At 74.6% G+C, this 20,046-nt stretch carries 16 protein-coding genes; 7 read left to right on the top strand and 9 right to left on the bottom strand.

What is annotated here, in order from left to right; genetic code table 11:
• Positions 1-15 precede the first annotated feature (15 nt).
• The gene (locus tag AXF14_RS08045) at positions 16-2,253 is read right to left on the bottom strand and encodes an acyltransferase family protein (RefSeq protein ID WP_084355456.1); all 2,238 of its coding nucleotides are present in this window, start codon (positions 2,251-2,253) and stop codon (positions 16-18) included.
• 187 nt (positions 2,254-2,440) lie between these two features.
• Between AXF14_RS08045 and AXF14_RS08040 the strand changes: the two genes are divergently transcribed.
• A complete protein-coding gene (locus tag AXF14_RS08040) occupies positions 2,441-3,589 on the top strand; it encodes an Mrp/NBP35 family ATP-binding protein (RefSeq protein ID WP_067942310.1) in 1,149 nt (382 codons plus the stop codon).
• Positions 3,590-3,694: 105 nt separating this feature from the next.
• Here the strand turns inward: AXF14_RS08040 and AXF14_RS08035 are convergent, their stop codons facing one another.
• Positions 3,695-4,870, bottom strand: coding sequence for a twin-arginine translocase TatA/TatE family subunit (locus AXF14_RS08035; RefSeq protein ID WP_067942308.1), 1,176 nt, complete (start codon positions 4,868-4,870; stop codon positions 3,695-3,697).
• Positions 4,871-5,058: 188 nt separating this feature from the next.
• Here AXF14_RS08035 and AXF14_RS08030 point away from each other — a divergent pair, with 188 nt between their 5' ends.
• Positions 5,059-5,694: an O-methyltransferase gene (locus tag AXF14_RS08030; RefSeq protein WP_067942306.1), complete on the top strand. Its 636-nt coding sequence runs from the start codon at positions 5,059-5,061 to the stop codon at positions 5,692-5,694.
• A 163-nt stretch (positions 5,695-5,857) separates the two neighbouring features.
• On the opposite strand, the gene AXF14_RS13280 is transcribed toward AXF14_RS08030, so the two are convergent.
• The 4 genes from AXF14_RS13280 to AXF14_RS08015 form a co-directional block, all read right to left on the bottom strand.
• Entirely contained in the window at positions 5,858-6,025 is a 168-nt protein-coding gene (locus AXF14_RS13280) for a DUF3117 domain-containing protein (protein WP_083470580.1), read from the bottom strand.
• Positions 6,026-6,174: 149 nt separating this feature from the next.
• Positions 6,175-6,987, bottom strand: coding sequence for an LOG family protein (locus AXF14_RS08025; protein ID WP_067942299.1), 813 nt, complete (start codon positions 6,985-6,987; stop codon positions 6,175-6,177).
• 151 nt (positions 6,988-7,138) lie between these two features.
• Positions 7,139-8,335 (bottom strand): succinyl-diaminopimelate desuccinylase, encoded by a 1,197-nt coding sequence (dapE, locus tag AXF14_RS08020; protein WP_067942298.1) that lies wholly within the window; start codon positions 8,333-8,335, stop codon positions 7,139-7,141.
• Between the two features lie 90 nt (positions 8,336-8,425).
• Positions 8,426-9,139 carry an NUDIX hydrolase gene (locus AXF14_RS08015; protein WP_150118452.1) on the bottom strand — a complete coding sequence of 238 codons (714 nt, stop codon included), beginning with the start codon at positions 9,137-9,139 and terminating at the stop codon, positions 8,426-8,428.
• Positions 9,140-9,197: 58 nt separating this feature from the next.
• Here AXF14_RS08015 and nadA point away from each other — a divergent pair, with 58 nt between their 5' ends.
• The 4 genes from nadA to AXF14_RS07995 all read left to right on the top strand — a co-directional run bounded on the left by nadA (position 9,198) and on the right by AXF14_RS07995 (position 13,586).
• Complete coding sequence (nadA, locus tag AXF14_RS08010; protein WP_084355455.1) at positions 9,198-10,286, top strand: quinolinate synthase NadA; 1,089 nt, start codon at positions 9,198-9,200, stop codon at positions 10,284-10,286.
• 5 nt (positions 10,287-10,291) lie between these two features.
• On the top strand, positions 10,292-11,911 hold the full coding sequence (gene nadB / locus AXF14_RS08005; RefSeq protein WP_067944226.1) for an L-aspartate oxidase: 1,620 nt from the start codon (positions 10,292-10,294) through the stop codon (positions 11,909-11,911).
• 5 nt (positions 11,912-11,916) lie between these two features.
• Positions 11,917-12,876: a carboxylating nicotinate-nucleotide diphosphorylase gene (gene nadC, locus AXF14_RS08000; protein WP_236755408.1), complete on the top strand. Its 960-nt coding sequence runs from the start codon at positions 11,917-11,919 to the stop codon at positions 12,874-12,876.
• A 95-nt stretch (positions 12,877-12,971) separates the two neighbouring features.
• A complete protein-coding gene (locus tag AXF14_RS07995) occupies positions 12,972-13,586 on the top strand; it encodes a GNAT family N-acetyltransferase (RefSeq protein WP_067942295.1) in 615 nt (204 codons plus the stop codon).
• Between the two features lie 76 nt (positions 13,587-13,662).
• Here the strand turns inward: AXF14_RS07995 and AXF14_RS07990 are convergent, their stop codons facing one another.
• Both AXF14_RS07990 and AXF14_RS07985 read right to left on the bottom strand, forming a co-directional pair.
• Positions 13,663-14,331, bottom strand: a complete 669-nt coding sequence (locus AXF14_RS07990) for a GNAT family N-acetyltransferase (protein ID WP_067942294.1) — start codon at positions 14,329-14,331, stop codon at positions 13,663-13,665.
• Positions 14,332-14,405: 74 nt separating this feature from the next.
• Positions 14,406-16,016 carry an NAD(P)H-quinone dehydrogenase gene (locus tag AXF14_RS07985; RefSeq protein WP_236755396.1) on the bottom strand — a complete coding sequence of 537 codons (1,611 nt, stop codon included), beginning with the start codon at positions 16,014-16,016 and terminating at the stop codon, positions 14,406-14,408.
• 271 nt (positions 16,017-16,287) lie between these two features.
• Here AXF14_RS07985 and AXF14_RS07980 point away from each other — a divergent pair, with 271 nt between their 5' ends.
• Positions 16,288-18,036: a phospho-sugar mutase gene (locus AXF14_RS07980; protein ID WP_067942293.1), complete on the top strand. Its 1,749-nt coding sequence runs from the start codon at positions 16,288-16,290 to the stop codon at positions 18,034-18,036.
• A 189-nt stretch (positions 18,037-18,225) separates the two neighbouring features.
• Here the strand turns inward: AXF14_RS07980 and AXF14_RS07975 are convergent, their stop codons facing one another.
• Positions 18,226-20,001 (bottom strand): choice-of-anchor M domain-containing protein, encoded by a 1,776-nt coding sequence (locus AXF14_RS07975; RefSeq protein WP_169798257.1) that lies wholly within the window; start codon positions 19,999-20,001, stop codon positions 18,226-18,228.
• Positions 20,002-20,046: the final 45 nt, after the last annotated feature.

The raw sequence follows: 20,046 nt of genomic DNA, 5'->3' as shown, positions 1-20,046 counted from the left end.
TCGGGCGCTCGGCCCTCAGCCCTTGGCGAGGGAGGCGATGGCCTGGTTGACGGCCTGGGCGTAGATGGCACCGCCCTCGGGACCGGGGTGCACCTGGTCCTGGGCGAGGAGGTCCTCGCGGCCCTTGATGGCCTCGTCCCAGGAGGCGACGGCGACCTGGTCCGGGTGCTCCTGGGCGAAGGAGCGGATCTCCTCGTTGGCGCCGGGGATCCACGTCGTGCGGGCCGGTCCGTAGCCGGTGACGAGGATGAGGTCGCGGTCGTCGCCGACCGCGGCGAGGAGGGCGCCCAGCTGGTCCTCGGAGACCGTGGCGTTGGTGGCGAGCCCGACGACGACGTACGTGCGCGCCCCGTAGGTGGCGTCGGCGGCGGCGAGGGTCTCGAGGGCCGACGTGTAGTTGCGCGAGACCTTGGCGTCGATGCCGATGCCGGGGAAGAGCGCCTCCATCGAGGGGGCCGCCGCGAGGGCGACGGAGTCCCCGATGACCTCGACCTGGTCCCCCGGGACCGCGGCGCCGTCAGTCGGGACCTCGCTGGGTGAGGCGGTCGGCGTCGGGGTGGCGCTGGCCCGGGCGGTCGCCGTGCCCGTCGCGGTCGCCGTGCCCGTCGCGGTCGCCGTGCCCGTCGCGGTCGCCGTGCCGGTGGCGGTCGCCCGGGGCGTCGGTGCGCCCGTGGCGGTGGTGCTCGGGCTCGACAGCGCGAGCGCGCCCGCCTCGATGGCCTGCTGGGCGCTGGACTCGCGCGGCTGGGCGGCGAAGCCGAGGGCGACGAGCATGACGACGACGGTGACGGCCGCGCTGAGCGAGACGATGCCGCGGCTCGTCATGCCGCGGGCGGAGCGCAGCCAGGCGGCCACGCCGTCGCGCCGGATCGGCGTCTCGATGAAGCGGTAGGACAGCTCGGCGACGATGATGCTGACGACGGTGACGACAGCGGCCGTAACGCCCGGCGAGGTGGAGGCCGGGACGGCGTAGAAGGCGAGGACCCACAGCGGCCAGTGCCACAGGTACAGGCCGTAGGAGCGGGTGCCGAGCCAGCCGAGCGGCCGGGCCTCGAGGATCCGCGGGAGGACGCCGGCCGGCCCGGGGGCCTCGGCGACCTCGCGGGTAAGGGACTGGAGGATGAGCGCGGTGAGGACGCTGGCGAGGGCCAGCCAGCAGGTGGTCTGGAAGGGGCCGGCGCCGCGGACGCCGTCGTCGGCGACGCGGCCGACGAGGAGGAGGCCCGCCAGGCCGACCCAGCCGAGGGCCCCGCGCAGGCGCCGGACGCGCGCTGGGGCCGGCGCCAGGTCGGGGTCGAGGGCGCGTCCGTGCCACAGGGCGAGGGCGGCGCCGAGCATGAGGCCGAAGGCGTGGGCGTCGGTCCCCATGTACGTGCGCGAGGGCGAGGCGCCGTGGGCGGCGAGCACGCCGGCCCAGGCGAAGGAGGCGACGGACAGCACGAGGGCGCCGACGGCGGCGCGCCTCGTGGCTCGGCGGTCGGTGCGTCCTGCGAGCAGGACGATGAGGACGAGGGGCCAGATGACGTAGAACTGCTCCTCGACCGCCAGTGACCACACGTTGGTGAGGAGGAGGGGCTGGGCCTGGTCGAAGTAGCTGGAGCCGGCGGCGATCTCCACCCAGTTGTAGACGAGGGCGGCGGCCCCGAGCACCTGGCGGCGCACGCCGAGGAGGACGTCCCCGCCGAGGGACGCGGCGCAGGAGACGACGGTGACCACCGCGAGGAGAAGCGCGGGCACGATGCGCCGCAGGCGCCGGCTCCAGAAGCGCTTGAGGTCGGTGCGGCCCGTGCGGCGGCGCTCGTCGACGAGCAGGGTCGTGATGAGGAAGCCGGAGATGACGAAGAAGGCGTCGACGCCGACCATGCCGCCGGGCATGACGCCGGGGAGCAGGTGGTAGACGAGGACGAGGACGACGGCGACGGCGCGCAGGCCGTCGACGCCGACGATCCGGCCGCGGCGCGGGCCGGTCGAGCTGGGGGCGGCGCCGCGGCGCGGGGGCCGGGCGGCGGGCGGACGGGCGGCCGTGCGCGTGTCGGGGCGGCCGGTGCGGGCAGCGGGGACGCCGCGGCGGCGGCTCGCCTGACGCGCCGGGCCGGCGGGTCGGGAGGAGTCGGCGCGTTCGGCGCCCGCGCGGGCGCGGGCGGCTCGCTGGGCGCGCAGGGGGGCCGCGGAGCGGGCGGCGCTGCCGCCGTCGCGGTCGGTGGAGCCCGCGGTCCGGGGGCGACCGGGGCGGGGCTCGTTGGTGGAGGTCATCGACGTGGGATTGCTTGTCTCGTGAGTCGGGGTGGCGGCGTCGGGGCGGCGCTGCCGTCACGGTCGTCGTGGTACTAGCAACCCTATGTGCCCGCCGCTCAGTAGCCCCTCAGCCGGGCGGATGACTCGCCCGGTACGTGCTCCTCACCACGACGGAGACCGTGTGGGCCGCCCGTAGGATGAACCCATGTCCACCCCCACAGAAGAGCAGGTACGCGAGGCCCTCACCCGCGTCATCGACCCGGAGATCAGGCGCCCCATCACCGATCTCGGCATGGTCGAGTCAATCGAGATCAGCGACGACGGCGTCGTCACCGTGGGCGTCCTCCTCACGGTCTCCGGGTGCCCCCTGCGGGACACCATCACCGCGGACACCCGCAAGGAGGTCGGCGCCGTCGAGGGCGTCACCGACGTGCAGGTCCGCATGGGCGTCATGAACGACGAGCAGCGCGCCGAGCTGCGCACCCGCCTGCGCGGCGGCGCCGCCGAGCCCGTCATCCCCTTCACCAAGCCGGGCAACCTCACCAAGGTCTACGCCGTGACCTCCGGCAAGGGCGGCGTCGGCAAGTCCTCGGTGACCGCGAACCTCGCCGCGGCGCTGGCCGCGCAGGGCCTGTCCGTGGGCGTCGTCGACGCCGACATCTACGGCTTCTCCATCCCCCGCATGCTCGGCGTCGACCAGGTCCCCACGCAGCTCGACGGCATGATCGTGCCGCCGGTGGCGCACGACGTGAAGGTCATCTCGATCGGCATGTTCGTCGAGGACAAGCAGCCCGTCGTCTGGCGCGGCCCCATGCTGCACCGCGCGGTCCAGCAGTTCCTCTCCGACGTCTTCTGGGGCGACCTCGACGTCCTCCTCCTCGACCTCCCGCCCGGCACCGGCGACGTCACCATCTCCGTGGCGCAGCTCCTGCCGAACGCGGAGATCCTCGTCGTGACGACGCCGCAGCAGGCCGCCGCGGAGGTCGCCGAGCGCACGGGGCTCATCGCGACGCAGACGCACCAGAAGGTCGTCGGCGTCATCGAGAACATGTCCTACATGCCCCAGCCCGACGGCTCCCGCCTCGAGATCTTCGGCTCCGGCGGCGGTCAGGCCGTGAGCGAGTCGCTCTCGGAGACCCTCGGCTACGAGGTGCCGCTGCTCGCCCAGCTCCCCCTCGACATCCGGCTGCGGGAGGGCTCGGACACGGGCACCCCGGCGACGGTCGCCGACGGCGGCAAGCCGGCTGCGGACGCCCCGGCGGCACTCGAGCTCTCGCGCGTCGCGCAGCGGCTCGGGCACGTCAAGCGCGGCCTGTCCGGCATGAAGCTCGGCGTCAGCCCGATCAACAACTGAGGTCCGCGCCCGTGAGGGCGCCGGGACGAGGGACGGGCCCGTCCGCGAAGGGATTCGCGGACGGGCCCGTTCTGGTCTCGCGGTGAGGCGCGGGCAGGCTGTCGCTCAGGCGTCGACGCGGGCGCGGGCCGCCTCCGCGCGGGTGCGCGCGGCCTGGTTGGCGGCGCGCACGATGTCGCGCGGCGAGACCGGGCGGACGCGCTCGGCGACGGCGCTCGGCAGGTCCTCGGGGGAGGCGACGAGCGAAGAGGGGACGGTGGGCGCGGCCGCGGGCTGAGGGTTCTGCTCCGAGACCGCCTCGGTCGGTGCCGGGGTCCCGGCGCCGGTGCCGACGAGGACGCCGCGCGGTGCGGGGGCGTCCGGACCGTCCGCGGTCTCGGGGGCCTCGGCGGCGGGCTCGCCGTGCTCCGCGGACTCCGCCTGCTGGGTCTCGTCCGCCCTGTCGGCGATGGCGTCCTCGATGGTGTCGGTGGGGTCGAGGATCCCGGCGACGTCCTCGACGACGTCGCCCGCGGACTCGGCGGCGCTCGCGAGGAAGGCGCGGCGCTCGGGGTCCTCGACCTCGTCGTCGTCATCGGCGTCCTCGGCGGCGTCCTGCGGCGCGCCGTGCGCGGCGTCCTCGGTCGTCACAGCGGGCTCCTCGACGGCGGTCCCGTCCTCGAGGGGCGTGGTACCGGAGGCGTCGGCCGACCCAGCCGGCTCGACCGGCTCATCCGTCGGCTGGACGGTGTCCACGGCGCCGTCGGCGCCCTCAGCGGTCCGGGTGCTCGCGGCGTCCTCCGCGGTCCCGGCGTCGGCGGTGGCGGCGACAGCGGCTGCTGCACCGGTCGCGGCGGCGGTCCCGGAGGCGGCGGCCCGCGCGGCGCGCGTCTCCTCGGCCTTGTCGTCGATCATCTGCTTGAGCGACTTGTTCGAGGTGCCGGCGTTGACCTCGGAGCTGACCTCGCCGGCCGCCTCGTCGGAGGCGCCCTTGGCGGCGTCGACGACGGACTTGATCGGGTTCTCGAAGTCCTTGCGGATGGCCTCGATGTCCTCGCCGAGGGCGTCGCGGACGATCTTGCGCGGGTCGTAGTTGCGCGGGTCGAGGTCGGAGAGGTTGATGTCGGCGAGCTCGGGGCCGACCTCCTCGGCGATCTGCTGCTTCGCGTTGTCGAGGAAGAGGCGCAGCTGACGCACCCACTGCGTGACCGTGCGGGTGTACTCGGGCAGGCGCTGCGGGCCTACCACGATCGCGATGACGAGGAGGATGACGAGGAACTCGCCACCGGAGATGCCGAACACGCGGCAAGTATAGGGAGCGGCCCGGGCCGCGGACGTGCGCCGTCCCACGCCGCCGGCGTGGGCATCGCCACGGCCCCGCGCCCCCGCCTGTGACGCGGACCTGGAACAATGAGCGCGCAGCCGTCGCGTCCCGCGCGCGGCCCCGCACGGCGCGTCGAGCCAGGACGCAGGTTAGGAAAGGCCACATCGTGAGTGCTGACAAGACCCTCAGCTGGTCCTACACCGAGGACTTCGTCTCGGAGGGCGAGCCCGCCGCCCAGGCCCGGGTGCGCGGCGTCGAGCTGGGCACGGACCCGGTCTCGGTCGGCACCGGTGCGGCCCTGCGCATGCTCACGGCCTCCGTCGGCGCCCGCTCCGTCGCGGAGATCGGTACCGGCACCGGCGTCTCGGGACTCTGGCTCCTGGACGGCATGGGCCCGGCCGGCGTGCTCACCACGATCGACGTCGAGGCCGAGCTCCAGCGCGAGGCCCGTCGCTCCTTCGAGGCCGCCGGCCACCCCTCCTCTCGCACGCGCCTCATCCAGGGCCGCGCCGCCGACGTCATGCCGCGCATGGCCGCCCGCTCCTACGACATGGTCGTCCTCGACGTCGACCCGGAGGAGGCGGCCGAGCTCGCCGAGGGCGCCATCCGGATGCTCCGCGTCGGCGGCGTCCTCGTCGTCACGCACGCCCTGCAGAACGACCACGTGGGAGACCCGGCCCGCCGCGACGCCCGGACGGTCGCGGCCCGTGAGCTCGGTCGCCGCCTGCGTGAGCGCGAGGACATGCTGACCACGCTCCTGCCCGTCGGAGACGGCCTGCTCGTGGCCGTCCAGGCGGGCTGAGCACCCGTTCCCGCCGCCGGGGCCGGCGCCGCAGACCCACCCCGAGCACGACGAAGGACCGGGTCCCTCACGGGGACCCGGTCCTCTCTCGTACCGTTCCGCCTCAGGGGCGGCGGCTCCGCGCGACGCGTCCGGGACGCGCGGGCCAGAGCCGTGGCGGTGCTCAGACCTTGACGGAGGCGAGAGCCTCCTGGAGCTCCTTGATCTCGTCCGGGGTGATCTCGACGACGAGACGGCCGCCGCCCTCGAGCGGCACCCGCATGATGATGGAGCGGCCTTCCTTGACGACCTCGAGCGGCCCGTCTCCGGTCCTGGGCTTCATGGCAGCCATGGGCTCCCCTTTCGGTGCGTTTCCGCGGATCCTCACCGCGCTACCAGGTGGATCCTACCGCATGGAACCCACAAGCAGCGAAGGAAGGTGGCCGACTTCATTCAGGTTCAACCACTTTCCTGACGTCTCGGCCGGATCCGACCCGCTCCTCACTCCTCGCCGTCGCGGGCGGCCGCCGCCTGAGCCGCCTCGGCGGCCTCGGCCGCGGCCTGGGCGGCGGCGTCGGCGCGCACGCGCTTGGCGGTGCCGACGACGAGCTCGACGGCCTCCTCGGCGGTGTCGACGACGTGGAGGAGCTCGGGGTCCTCGGGCGAGACGGTGCCGGCGTCGACCAGGGTCGTGCGGATCCAGTCGTGGAGGCCGCCCCAGTAGTCGCGGCCCACGAGGACGACGGGGAAGGAGAGGACCTTGCGGGTCTGGACGAGGGTGAGGGCCTCGAAGAGCTCGTCCATGGTGCCGAATCCGCCGGGCATGACGACGAAGCCGTCGGAGTACTTGACGAACATCGTCTTGCGGGCGAAGAAGTAGCGGAAGTTGACGCCGAGGTCGACGTACTCGTTCATGCCCTGCTCGTGGGGCAGCTCGATGCCGAGGCCGACGCTGACGCCGCCGGCCTCCTGGGCGCCCTTGTTGGCGGCCTCCATGGCGCCGGGGCCGCCACCCGTGATGACGGCGTAGCCGGCGTCGGCCAGGCGGTGGCCGGTCTCCTCGGCGACGGCGTAGTAGGGGTCGTCGGGGCGCGTGCGCGCGGAGCCGAAGACGCTGACCGCGGGGCCGAGCTCGGCGAGAGCGCCGAAGCCCTCGACGAACTCCGCCTGGATGCGCATGACGCGCCAGGGGTCCTTGTGGAGCCAGTCGGTGTCGTCGCGGCTGGACAGGAGGCGCGCGTCGGTCGTCTGGGCGGGGATCTGGGTGCCGCGCAGCAGCACCGGGCCCTTGCGGTAGGACTCTCTCTTGGTCATGGGGGGAATGATCCACCCGCCGTGGGCCCGCTCCCTGAACAACACCCGGCGGCGGGGTGAACGCGGCCGATCCGCCGCCGGCGCCGGGCGCGGACGGCGCCGCGCGGGGCCGGGCCGCCTGCGGCCAGGGCCGGCCGTCCGCCGCTGCGGCTCAGGCGAGCCAGTCGCGCAGGACCCCGGCGACGTCGCGGATCTGGGAGACGGGGCAGTGCTCGTCGTCGGTGTGGGCGAGGAGGGCGTCCCCTGGGCCGAGGTTGACGGCGGGGATCCCGGCGGCGGAGAAGCGGGCGACGTCGGTCCACCCGTACTTGGGGCCGACCTCTCCCCCGCGCTCGCGCACGGCGGCGATGAGCTCCGCGGCGAGCGGGGAGTCGAGGCCGGGCCGGGCGGCGGGGCTGAGGTCGTCCAGGGTGACCACCACGGGGCCGGTGCCGCCGTCGATGACGGGGTCGGTCTCGCCGCCGTCGACGGGCAGGCCGGCGAGGACGCGCTTGGCGCGGGCCAGGGCCTCCTCGGCCGACAGATCCGGGGCAAAGCGGTAGTTGACGGTGACGCGGCACGACGGCGGGATCGTGTTCGTGGCGACGCCGCCCTCGATGAGGGTGACGTTGAAGCCCTCACGGTAGGCGAGGCCCTCGACGTCGACGGTGCGCACGGGCGCCGCGGCGGCACGGCCGACGAGGTCGCCGGCGGCGTGGATCGCGTTCGCGCCCACCCAGGCGCGCCCGGAGTGGGCGGCGCGGCCAGGGACATCGAGGATGAGGCGCAGGGTGCCGTTGCAGCCGCCCTCGATGTCGCCCGCGGTGGGCTCGCCGAGGACGGCGAGATCGGCCTCGAACCAGTCGGGGTGGGCGTCGAGCGCCCGGCCGAGACCGTTGAGGGAGGCCTCGACCTCCTCGTGGTCGTAGAGGACCCAGGTGACGTCCCGGCGCGGGGCCGCGAGCGCGGCGGCCAGGTGGAGGATGACGGCGTCACCGCCCTTCATGTCCACGCTGCCGCGGCCCCACAGGACCTCCTCGCCGTCGCGGCTCTCGAGGCGGCCGGGGACGTTGCCGTCCGGCTGCTCCGAGGTGACGGCGACGGGGACCGTGTCGAGGTGCCCGGCGACGATGACGCGCTCGGGCCGGCCCAGGTTCGTCCGGGCGACGACGGTGTCCCCGTGCCGCAGGACCTCGAGGTGCGGGCAGGCGCGGAGGGCAGCCTCGACGGCGTCGGCGAGGACGGTCTCCTCGCCGGACACGGAGCGGGCGTCGACGAGGGCGCGGGCGATCTCGACGGGGTCGGAGCCGAGCGGGGGCAGGGCGACGGGGGCGCTCGCCGGGCCGGGGTTCTCGTGCGTCTCGCTCATGGGGCCAGAGTACGGTCGACGAGCGCGTGCCCCCGCCTCCTCTCACGGCATGACGGCCGCCGTGACGCCCGGCCGCGGGGCCTGCGCGGGTCAGGCTGCCGGGCCCTTGAGGACGGCGAAGGGGTCGGTGACGGCGTAGCGCCGGTCCACGAAGCGGTAGAGGCGGGCGGGGCGGCCGCCCTGGGCCCCGGCGCTGCGCCGTCCGCCCGTCTCGACGATCTGCCGGCGTCGAGCCAGGACGCGCCCGAGGTTCGTGACGTCGACGTCGTGCCCGAGGGCGGCCACGTACACCTCGCGCAGCTCGGACAGAACGAACTCCGACGGGGCGAGCGCGAAGGCGATGTTCGTGTACGACATCTTCGCCCGGAGCCGCGCGACGCCCCGGGCGACGACGCGCTGGTGGTCGAATGCCATCTCGCCCGGCTCCTGGGCGTCCAGCCACACGACGCCGCGAGGCGGACGGACCGCCGCGTCGCACGGAACCAGACCGAGGTACGCGGTGGCGATCGTGCGCTCGAAGGGGTCGCGGCCCGGGTCGGAGAACGTCTCGAGCTGCTCGGAGTGGGAGAGGGCGGTGAGGTCGACCCTCTCCGCGAGGTGGCGCTCGAGCGCGCGATCGAGAGACTCGTCGACCTCCACCGGCCCGGAGGGGAGCGCCCACCGCCCGGTGAAGGGCTCGTGCTCGCGTCGCCAGGCGAGCACCTCGAGGCGCCTGCTGTCCGCCCCGACCCTGAGGACGACCGCGAGAACCTCGTGCCGGTACTTGGCAACCCCGGCGTCGTCGCGGTACGGAGAACTGAGCACGTGAGGATGGTACAGTGACGCCGGTTTTCGATTCATAGACGATAACAGGAGGTGCACGATGTCAGTCCCGACGGCTGCGACCGCACCAGCTTCAGCAGCGCCCACTACCAGCACCACTCGCCCCTCGACGGCCCCGTCGACGACGGGCTCCCCGACCGCGGGCGAGGCACCGTTCACCGAGCCCGCCCCCGACGGCTTCGCGGAGGAGGTGCGACGCCTCGCAGCCGAGCAGGACGCCGTCATCCTCGCCCACAACTACCAGTCCCCCGCGATCCAGGACGTCGCGGACCACGTCGGCGACTCGCTCGCCCTGTCCAGGATCGCCGCCGAGTGCACGGCCTCGACGATCGTCTTCGCCGGGGTCCACTTCATGGCGGAGACCGCCAAGCTCCTCTCCCCCGGCAAGCGCGTCCTCCTGCCCTCGCCCGACGCCGGCTGCTCCCTCGCAGACTCCATCACCGCCGACCAGCTGCGGGAGTGGAAGGCGGAGCGCCCCGGCGCCGTCGTCGTGTCGTACGTCAACACCACCGCCGAGGTCAAGGCGGAGACCGATGTCTGCTGCACCTCGTCCAACGCGGTCGAGGTCGTGCGGTCGATCCCCGAGGACCAGGAGATCCTCTTCTGCCCCGACCAGTTCCTCGGGTTCCACGTCCGCCGCGAGACCGGGCGCGACAACATCCGCGTCTGGCTCGGGGAGTGCCACGTCCACGCCGGCATCCGCCCCGACCGCCTCATCGACGCGGTCCACTCGAACCCGGGCGCCGAGCTCTACGTCCACCCCGAGTGCGGCTGCACCACCAGCGCCCTGTGGCTCGCCGGCACCGGCGAGCTCCCGGCCGAACGGACGCACGTGCTGTCCACGGGCGGCATGCTCGAGGCCGCGCGCACGACGAGCGCCACGGAGGTGCTCGTCGCCACCGAGGTCGGGATGCTCCACCAGCTGCGCAGCGCCAACCCGGGCACCGAGTTCCGCGCCGTCAACCCCAGGGCCGTGTGCCCCTACATGAAGCTGACGACCCCCGAGCGACTCCTCAGCTGCCTGCGCACGGGCACCACCGAGATCGACGTCGCGCCCGAGGTCGCCGACCGCGCCCGCCGCGCGGTGCAGCGCATGATCGCGATCGGTTCCGCCAGGACGGGCGAGTGACCGCCATGAGCCCCGCACCCCGTCGCCTGACGGATACCGAGGTCCTCGTCATCGGGTCCGGCGCCGCCGGTCTCCGAACGGCGCTCGACCTGGCGGCGGCCGGCGTCGATGTCACCGTCGTCTCCCGCGCCGGCCTCGCCGACTCCGCCACGGACTGGGCCCAGGGAGGCCTCGCCGCGGTCCACCTGCCCGACGACTCCTGCCTCTCGCACGTCAACGACACGCTCGCGGCGGGAGCGGGCCTGTGCGACCCCGTCGCGGTGACCCGGCTCGTCGAGGAGGCCCCTGGAGCCATCGACCGGCTCGTTGAGGAGGGCGCCGTCTTCGATCGCGGACCGGACGACGAGCCCGACCTCCACCTCGAGGGCGGGCACCACGCACGGCGGATCTGGCACGCCGAAGGCGACCGCTCGGGCCATGAGGTCGAGCGCGTCCTGTGCACGGCGGCGAGAGCGCGCGCAGGCGCCCGGCCGCACCTGCTCACCGGCACCCGGGCCGTCGACCTCCTGCAGGACGCGAGGGGCCAGGTCTGCGGCGCGCGGCTGCGCACACCGCACGGGACGGTGCCCGTGACCGCGCGCGCTGTCGTCCTCGCCACCGGCGGGATCGGCCGGCTCTGGTCGACGACGACGAATCCACCCACGGCCACCGGTGACGGGCTCGTCCTCGGGATGGCCGCCGGAGCGGCGGCCCGCGACCTCGAGTTCATGCAGTTCCACCCGACCGTCCTCGCCCCTCCGGACGGCCGCCGTCTCCACGACGGCCGCCAGGTCCTCGTCTCCGAGGCCGTGCGCGGCGAGGGCGCCGTCATCGTCGACGCCGACGGTCACCGCGTCATGGCCGGCGTCCACCCGCTCGAGGACCTCGCCCCGCGCGACGTCGTCTCCGCGGCCGAGCACGCGCACATGGTGAGGACTGGGGCGGACCGCGTCTACCTCGATGCCACCGCCTTCGGGGCGAGGACGTGGGAGACCGAGTTCCCCTCCATCCTGGAGATGTGCCGCGAACTCGGGGTCGACCCCGTGACCGAGCCGATCCCGGTGCTTCCGGGCGCGCACTACCACTGCGGCGGGCTCGCCGCGGACATGGACGGCCGCACCGGGGTCCCGGGCCTGCTCGCCGTGGGCGAGGTCGCCTGCACCGGCGTCCAGGGGGCGAACCGGCTCGCCTCGAACTCGATCACGGAGGGCCTCGTCGCGGGCGCGCGCGCCGCCCGGCTCCTGGCCGTCGAGCTCCCACCCGCGGTGCGCCCCGCCGAGACGGAGCCACGAGCCCTCGCCGCGGCCGATCTCGACGAGGTCACCGCGATCATGAGCCGCGACGTCGGTCTCCTGCGCGACGGGGAGGGCCTCGCCCGCGCCCACGACCTGCTCACCGGCCCCGCAGTCGGCACCGCGTCGACGACGGACACCGACCTGCCCGACTCCGTGCTCGACGCCGCTCACGCACGGCTCGTCGGCACGGCCGTCGCCCTCGCGGCGGCCGCCCGCCCCGAGTCCCGGGGATGCCACCGCCGATCCGACGCCCCGGAGACGCTGCCCTCGCTGACCCGGCACATCGACGTCGTCCTCGCCGACGGCGCCCCGACCATCCTCGCCCCAGCAGGCAAGGCGAAAGCAGCATGACGACAGTGACTCCACCGACCCCGCCCACCCCATCGACCGCCGAGGCCCCCGAGGTACCGGCCGACCTGGATCGCACCGAGCTCGAGCAACGACTCGCGGCCGCCGGCCTCGAACCCCGGCACGTCCTCGACCTCGTCGCGGCGACCCTCGACGAGGACCTGTCCTGGGGCCCCGACGTCACGACCGAGTCGATCTTCCCCGCCGACCGGCGGGGTCACGCGGTCGTCACCTCCCGTGACGAGGGGTGCCTCGCCGGGGTCGAGATCGGCGCGATCGCGCAGCAGCTCATGGCCGAGCGCCTCGGCGCCACCGCGCGGACGCGCGTCCTCCTCGCGGATGGCACGCGGCTGCGCCCGGGCGACCGGGTCCTCGAGATCGAGGCGCCCTTGCGGTGCCTCCTCACGGCCGAGCGCACGATGCTCAACCTCATGAGCCAGCTCTCCGGCGTCGCCACCGCGACCGCTCGTTGGGCCGACGCCCTCGCCGGCTCCGGGACCCGGGTCCGCGACACGCGCAAGACCGTGCCCGGGCTGCGCTCCCTCCAGAAGTACGCCGTGCGCTGCGGAGGCGGGACCAATCACCGCATGGGCCTGGGCGACGCGGCCCTCATCAAGGACAACCACGTCGCGGCGGCCGGCTCGATCACGGCCGCGCTCGACGCCGTGCGTCGGGCGGTTCCGGGCATCGTCTGCGAGGTCGAGTGCGACACCCTCGAGCAGGTCCGGGAGGCCGTCGCGGCCGGGTGCCGACTCGTGCTGCTCGACAACATGGATCCGCACACGACGGCCGAGGCGGTGGCGCTGTGCCGCCCCGCCGGCGTGGAGACGGAGGCGAGCGGCGGCCTGTCGATCCGGGACCTACCCGAGCGCGCGGGACTCGGACTCACCTACATCTCGGTGGGGGCTCTCACGCACTCGGCTCCCGTCCTCGACCTCGGGCTCGACGAGCTGCCGCAGAGGCCGTGACGCCGGGCCCTTGCCCGGCCGCCGCGAGCGGGCCCTCACCGGGCGCACTCGGAGCGGCCGGGGCGGCGGGCGCGGGCCAGGGTACGGTCGGCGCCATGAGCACCGCTGAGGACGACGGCATCCGGATCCTGCGCGAGGACGACCCCGAGCACGCCCGACTCCTCGCCGAGGGCTGGGAGGTCGTCGCGGAGTCCTGGGGCGCGCGCCTGCACCTGGGCGACGACGCCGACCTCTCCCCCTTCCTCGAGGCCGTCGCCGCCGCCCAGGACGCCGGCTACGAGGTGCTCCGCCTGGGGCCCGCCGACGCGCCCGCGATCACGGCGCTCCAGGAGCGGGTCCTCCCCGACTACCCGGTGACCCCGGCGACCGTTCCCGCCCCCCTGCCGGAGGACCTCGCCGAGCTCCTGGAGTCGGAGGAGTGGCTCGCCTTCGGCGCTCGGTCGGCGGAGGGCGGGCTCGTCGCCCTCACGACCCTGACGCCGCTACCGGACCGCTGGGAGGTGGACCGCACCGCCGTCGCCCCGGAGCACCGGCGACGCGGCCTGGCGAAGGCCGTCAAGGCGCTCTCTGTCCTCACCACCTACGCGACGGGCGCCCGCACGTGGGGCACGGGCGGGGCGGCGGTCAACGCGAGCAGCCTCGCCATGAACCGGGCGCTCGGCTTCGAGCTCGAGCCGCTGTGGCACTCGCTGCGGCGCCCGGGCGCCTGACGGGGCCGCCCTGGCACTGGCCGGCGTCCGGCGGACCGGAGCCGGGCCCGCGGCCGCTGCGGCGCCGACTGTCCCGCTAGCCCTCCGGGGCCTCGCGCCGCCGGGACCGAGCCTCTCGCCACATGGCCCAGGGGCGCGCCCCCTCCCACGCCTCGACGGGGCGCATGGCGGTGAAGCCGAGGCGCTCGTAGACGCGGCCGGACGCGGGCGTGGAGGACTCGAGGTAGGCGTCGTCGTCCTCGGCGTCGACGATGGCGAGGCGGTACTCCATGAGCGCGGTGCCGATGCCCTTCCCTCGGTGCTCGGGGGCGACGCCGAGGACCTTGAGGTACCAGGAGGGCCGGGCGGGCCGGTGGGCGGCGACGGCGTCGTCGGTCCGGGCGGCTCGCAGGGCGCCGAGCAGGCCCAGGGCGTGAACGTAGCGCGGCAGCGTGCGCAGGTGGCCGCGCAGCCCGACGTGGGCACCGGCAGGGCAGGTCCACACGCCGACGCCGACGACGCGGCCGTCGATGCGGGCGACGTCGACAGTCCCGGAGGGCAGCGGGCCGTCCTCGAGGATGCAGGCGAAGAGGGCCTCGGAGCGCTCGGGCGGCACGGTGCCGGGCAGGCCGAGGGTGGCGCGGAGCGGGGCGTCGTCCTGGAAGGCCTCGGCGAGGACGCGCGCGGCCTCGGTCAGGTCGGCGGGCGCCGCGGGCGTGATGGTGCACGCGGGGGCAGGGACCTCCGCGCTCAGGGAAGCGGGCATACACCGATGCTATGCATGCTCCACTCTGGATAACCGGGGTGCTAGGTCACGGAATGGTCACGCGACCCGCGCCCTCAGCGCACGTGGAGCTGGCGGGCCGCCTCGGTGAGCGTCCCGGACAGCGACGGGTAGACGCTGAAGGCGTTCATCACCTGCTCGACCGTGAGGCGGTGCGTGACGGCGAGGGTGACCGCGAGGATCTGCTCGCTGGCGCGCGTGCCGACGACGACGCCGCCGAGCACCTCACCGGTGCGGCGCTGGGAGAAGAGCTTGATGAAGCCCTCGTTGAGGCCGAGCATCTTGGCCCTCGGGTTGCGGGCCAGCGGGACGGTCGTGGAGACGGCGTCGTACTCGCCGGTGGCCGCCTCCGCTTCGGTGATGCCGATGGAGGCGATCTCCGGGACCGTGAAGACGGCCTGCGCGACGGTCTCGACGGCGAGCGGCGCGACGGCGTCGCCGAGGGCGTGGCGCATGGCGATGCGGCCCTGCATCGCGGCGACGGAGGCGAGGGGGAGGACGCCGGTGCAGTCGCCGGCGGCGTAGACGCGGTAGGCGGTCGTGCGCGAGACGCGGTCGACGCGGACGTGCCCGGACTCGGTGAGGCCGACGCCGGCCTCCGTGAGGCCGATCCCGTCGGTGGCGGGGACGGCGCCGACGGCCATGAGGCAGTGGGAGCCGGTGACGACGCGGCCGTCGGCGAGGGTCACCTCGACGTGCTCGTCGTCGGTCCCCTCCTCCACGACGCGGGCGGCCCGGGCGCGGGCACCGGAGAGGACCTCCATGCCCCGGCGGCGGAAGCCCTCCTCGACGAGGGTCGCCGCGTCGGCGTCGACGGTGGGCAGGACGCGGTCGCGGCTGGAGACGAGGGTGACGCGGGAGCCGAGGGCGAGGTAGGCGCCGGCGAACTCGGTGCCGGTGACACCGGAGCCGACGACGACGAGGTGCTCGGGGAGCTCGTCGAGGTCGTAGAGCTGGGTCCAGGTGAGGATCCGGCGACCGTCGGGGGCGGCGCCCGGAAGGACGCGGGGGCGGGCGCCGGTAGAGACGAGGACGACGTCGGCGAGGAGCTCGCGCTCGGCGCCGCGCTCACCGCCGTGGTCCCCGGTGACATGGACGGTGCGGACGCCCTCGGCGTCCAGGGTCCCGAGGCTGCCGCGGCCGTCGATCACCTCGATGCCCTTCTCGGCCATGCGCGCGGTGAGGTCGCTCGACTGCTCCTCGGCGAGGTGACGGACGCGGCCGTTGACGGCACCGAGGTCGACGTGGGCGACCTGCTCGCCGTCACCGACGGTGATGCCGAGCTCGTGCGCCTGCTCCGTGGTGGTGAGCCACTCGGCGGTGGCGATGAGGGTCTTGGAGGGGACGACGTCGGTGAGGACGGCGGAGCCGCCGATGCCCCTGGCCTCGATGAGCTGGGTGCGCGCGCCGAGCTGGGCGGCGACGAGAGCGGCCTCGTAGCCGCCGGGGCCGCCGCCGAGGATGACGACCCGCAGTCCCTGACGCACGGGCGAGGCGCCGGGGTCGATGTCGGTGCGACGCAGGCTCGGCCCTCCGGCAGGGGCGCCGGCGACGGCGGCTCCGGCGGGCCGGGAGTGGCGGTCGGTGGACGCGTCGACGTCGGGCGCGGTCCCGCCGTCGGCTGCGGAGGCGGTGTCGGGTGCGTCGGCGGGGCTCTGCGTGGTCACGGCCACATCATGCCCCGCCGGGCCTTCGGGATGTGGTCGCGGGCACGACGCGGGGTGACGGCAGCCCGCGATTCATGCTCTCCGGCGCATGCCTATGCGCGCTCGGCGGGCAACGTCGCCACTCAGCGGGGCCGCTCCGGCAGCGCACAGGGCGCGTCGCCCGGAGCAGCGCAAACGCTGCGACGACGCGCCTCCCACTGTGGTCACCACCACCCATGAACGCGCTCACTCCGGGCGCTTCCGGGCCCCGGCGCCCGGTAGCGTCGGATGCATGACCCAGTCCCCCGAGGCCGCTCTCAACGCTGACCAGACCTCCCTCATCAACGCCGTCACCGCCTGGATCGACGAGGATCCCGACGCCACCACCCGTGACGAGCTCCGCACCCTCCTCACCGCCTCGCAGGCGGGCGACGCCGAGGCCACCGCCTCCCTCGCCGACGCCTTCTCCGGCACCCTCCAGTTCGGCACCGCCGGGCTGCGCGGGCGGCTCGGCGGCGGCCCCAACCGCATCAACCGCGTCGTCGTCATCCGCGCTGCGGCGGGCCTGGCCGCCTACCTGCGCGAGACCCTCGGCGAGGGCTTCTCCGTCGTCATCGGCTACGACGCCCGCCACAACTCGGAGGTCTTCGCCCGTGACACCGCCAGCGTCGTCACCGGCGCGGGCGGCAGGGCGATTCTCTTCGACCGATGCGCCCCGACCCCGGTCCTCGCCTTCGCGCTGCGCAGCCTCGGCGCCGACGCCGGCGTCATGGTGACCGCGTCGCACAACCCGCCGCAGGACAACGGCTACAAGGTCTACCTCGGCGGCCGCGCCGTCACCGACTCCGGCCAGGGCGCCCAGATCGTCCCGCCCTTCGACGGCGAGATCGCCGCCCGCATCGCCGCCGTCGGCCCGATCGCCGAGGTGCCCATGCCGGAGTCCGGCTGGGAGACGATCGGCACCGAGCTCATCGAGGAGTACACGGACGTCGCCTCGCGCGTCGCCCGCACCGGCGCTGCCGCACCGCTGAAGATCGTCCTCACCGCCATGCACGGCGTCGGCGGCGAGATCTGCCGCGAGGCCCTCTACCGCGCAGGGTTCGACGACGTCGTCGTCGTCCCCGAGCAGTTCGACCCGGACCCGGACTTCCCCACCGTCTCCTTCCCGAACCCGGAGGAGCCCGGCGCCCTCGACCTCTCCCTGGCCCTGGCCAAGGAGGTCGGCGCGGACCTCGTCATCGCTAACGACCCCGACGCCGACCGCTGCTCCGCGGCCGTCCCGGACGAGCACGCCCCCGGCGGCTGGCGCCAGCTCACGGGCGACGAGGTCGGCTCGGTCCTCGGCGAGCAGGCGGCTGAGCTCGCCTCCTTCACGGGCACCGGCGTCCTCGCGAACTCGATCGTCTCCTCGCGCCTCCTGCGCCGCATCGCCCAGGCCCACGGCCTCGGCCACCGCATCACGCTGACCGGCTTCAAGTGGATCAGCCGTGTGCCGAACCTCGTCTACGGCTACGAGGAGGCCCTCGGCTACTGCGTCGACCCGTTGTCCGTGCGGGACAAGGACGGCATCTCCGCCTCCGTGCGCCTCGCCGTCCTCGCGAGCGTCCTCAAGCAGCAGGGCCGCACCATCAACGACCTGCTCGACCGCCTGGCCCGCGAGCACGGTCTGTACCTCACGAGCCCGCTGAGCGTGCGCGTCGAGGACCGCTCCTTCATCACGGACTCCATGGAGCGCCTGCGCGCCGGCGGCGCTCCCGCCCGCCTGGCCGGCTCCCCCGTCGTCGACGTCTTCGACCTGCTCGACGGCGCCAGCGACGGCAACGGCAAGAAGCTCCCGCGCACGGACGGCCTCATCTTCAAGACCGCGGATGACGACCGCGTCGTCATCCGTCCCTCGGGCACCGAGCCGAAGCTCAAGTGCTACTGCGAGGTCGTCGTCCCCGTGGACCCGGAGGACCCGGTCGAGGTCGCGCGCCGTACGGCCGCCGAGCGCCTCGAGGAGATCAAGTCCGACCTGCGCGGCGTCCTCGGGATCAGCTGAGCACCGCCCACGACGCAAGGAGGTCCCGGTCAGCGTTCGCTGACCGGGACCTCCCTCTGTCTCGCCGAGATCGGGACGTCCTGACCGCGAGATCGGGACGTCATAACCGCGAGATCGGGACGTCATGACGCCCGCCCCGGAGGATGGTGGCGGGGCCGAGGCCCTGCCGGCGGTGCGCCCGACGACGTCTCAACCGCGACGCCGCACGAGAAGGCCCAGGGCGCCGAGGCCCACCGCCCCGCCTGCAGCGGCGAGGACGCCCGGCGTCGCGGCGCCGCCCGTGCGCGCCAGGGCCGAGGAGCGCTCGTCGGCGGAGGCCGTGGCCCCGGCGACCGCGCCCGCCGCGGTCGGCGTCGACGAGGCGGCGGCGTTCGCCGGGGCGCCGGAGGCCGTTCCAGCAGCGGAGGCGACGGCGTTCGTCGTGGCGGCGGTGGAGAGCCCCTCAGGGGTCCCGGCCTGTGACGGAGCGCTCGGGGCGGTCGGCGCGCTCGGCGCAGCAGGAGCCGCCGTCGCCGGGGAGACCCCGCGTGACGCCGGCGCCGTGGCCGGCGCGCTCGCGTCGTCGGCCGCGCCGTTCTCCTCGACGACCCACGTGTAGGTGGCGGGCTCGGAGACGACCCGCTTCCCCTCGGCCGAGGTGGAGGCGGCCCGGACGGTCATCGTGTAGGTCCCGGGCTTCTCGAAGAGCCAGTTGGTGTGCACGTGGGCGGGGTGGGCCTGGTGGATGACCTCGCCGGCGCGGAGGTCGAAGGAGCCCGAGGCGAGCGGGGAGGTGAGGGCGCCGCCGAGCCCCGTCCCGAAGGCGAGGACGCGGCCGGGGCCGCGGACGTCGACGAGCTCGAGGTCGACGGCGCCGAAGTCCGGGCGGACCCCGTTGGTGTCCCAGCCGGGGAACGGGGCGACGTCCTGGTTCTGCCCGGTGGAGGGGAGGTAGTAGGCGGCGGGCAGGAGGCGCCCGTGGAGCCTGGCCGGGAGCCTCGTCCACGTGCGCCCGGGCACGTGTACGGTGACGGACTCCGGGCTGCGGAGCACCGGGGAGACCCCGGTGTCGTCCTTGACGGTCAGCGCCAGGCGGCCGTCGTGGGCGATGACGTTGAGGAGGTCGACGTGGCCGCGTCGGATCTCGACCTTCTCACGGCTCACGACGGGGCCGGTCCCCGGGGACGGGGACGACGTCGGGCGCTCGCTGGGCCGGGCGGTGGAGGGAGCCGACGGCGCGGCCGGGGCCGATGCGGAGGCCGACGGCGCGGGCCGAGCGCTCGTGGGCGCCGACGGGGAGGTCGTGGGCGCCGGGGCGGACGGGCGGGTGTCGGCGTCGTTGCGCTCGACCCGGAAGGTCACCGTGAAGGGCTGGGAGGCGGACTCCGTCCCGTCGGCGCGGGTCCCCACGGCCCGGCCGGTGATCGTGTACTCGCCGCTGCGCTGGAGGAACCAGTGGGCGTGCGTGTGCCCGAGGATCGGCAGGGAGGCGCCGGGCTCGACGTCGTACCGGCCGTCGGCGAGGTAGGGCGAGGTGGTGTGCTCGTCCTGGCCGAGGGGGTCGTTGCCGACGATGGCGATCCGGCCCGGTCCGGTGACCGCGGTGAAGTCGATCCTCATGCGTTCGAAGCCGTTCTCGCGGAACCCCGGCGCGGACCATCCCGGCTCGAAGTAGCGGTCGGCGTCCCAGCTGCCGGTGCAGTAGCCCTCGATCGGCTCCGGGGAGAGGCCCGAGAGCCTGTTCTCCTTCGAGTACGTCGTGGGGCTGATCGCGAAGACGGTGTCGTCGGGCGTGTACAGCGTGTTGCGGATGCCGTTGGCGACCTTGACGACCGGTGCGCCGCCCGTGGTGACGACGTAGAAGGCGTCGGTGTGGTTCTCGCTGATGACGGTTCTGTCCGCGGCCAACGCGGTGGGCGCCAGGAGCCCCAGCACCAGGGAGAGCATCGCCGCCAGGAGCGCGGGGAGGCGCAGTCGTGTCCTCATGGGCTTCTCTCTCATGTTGATCGGGGCCCGCTCCGGTGGTGCCGG

The organism is Actinomyces radicidentis, from assembly GCF_001553565.1.
GTDB classification, from domain to species: Bacteria; Actinomycetota; Actinomycetes; order Actinomycetales; family Actinomycetaceae; genus Actinomyces; species Actinomyces radicidentis.
This window is presented reverse-complemented; position numbering and strand designations above follow the sequence as displayed.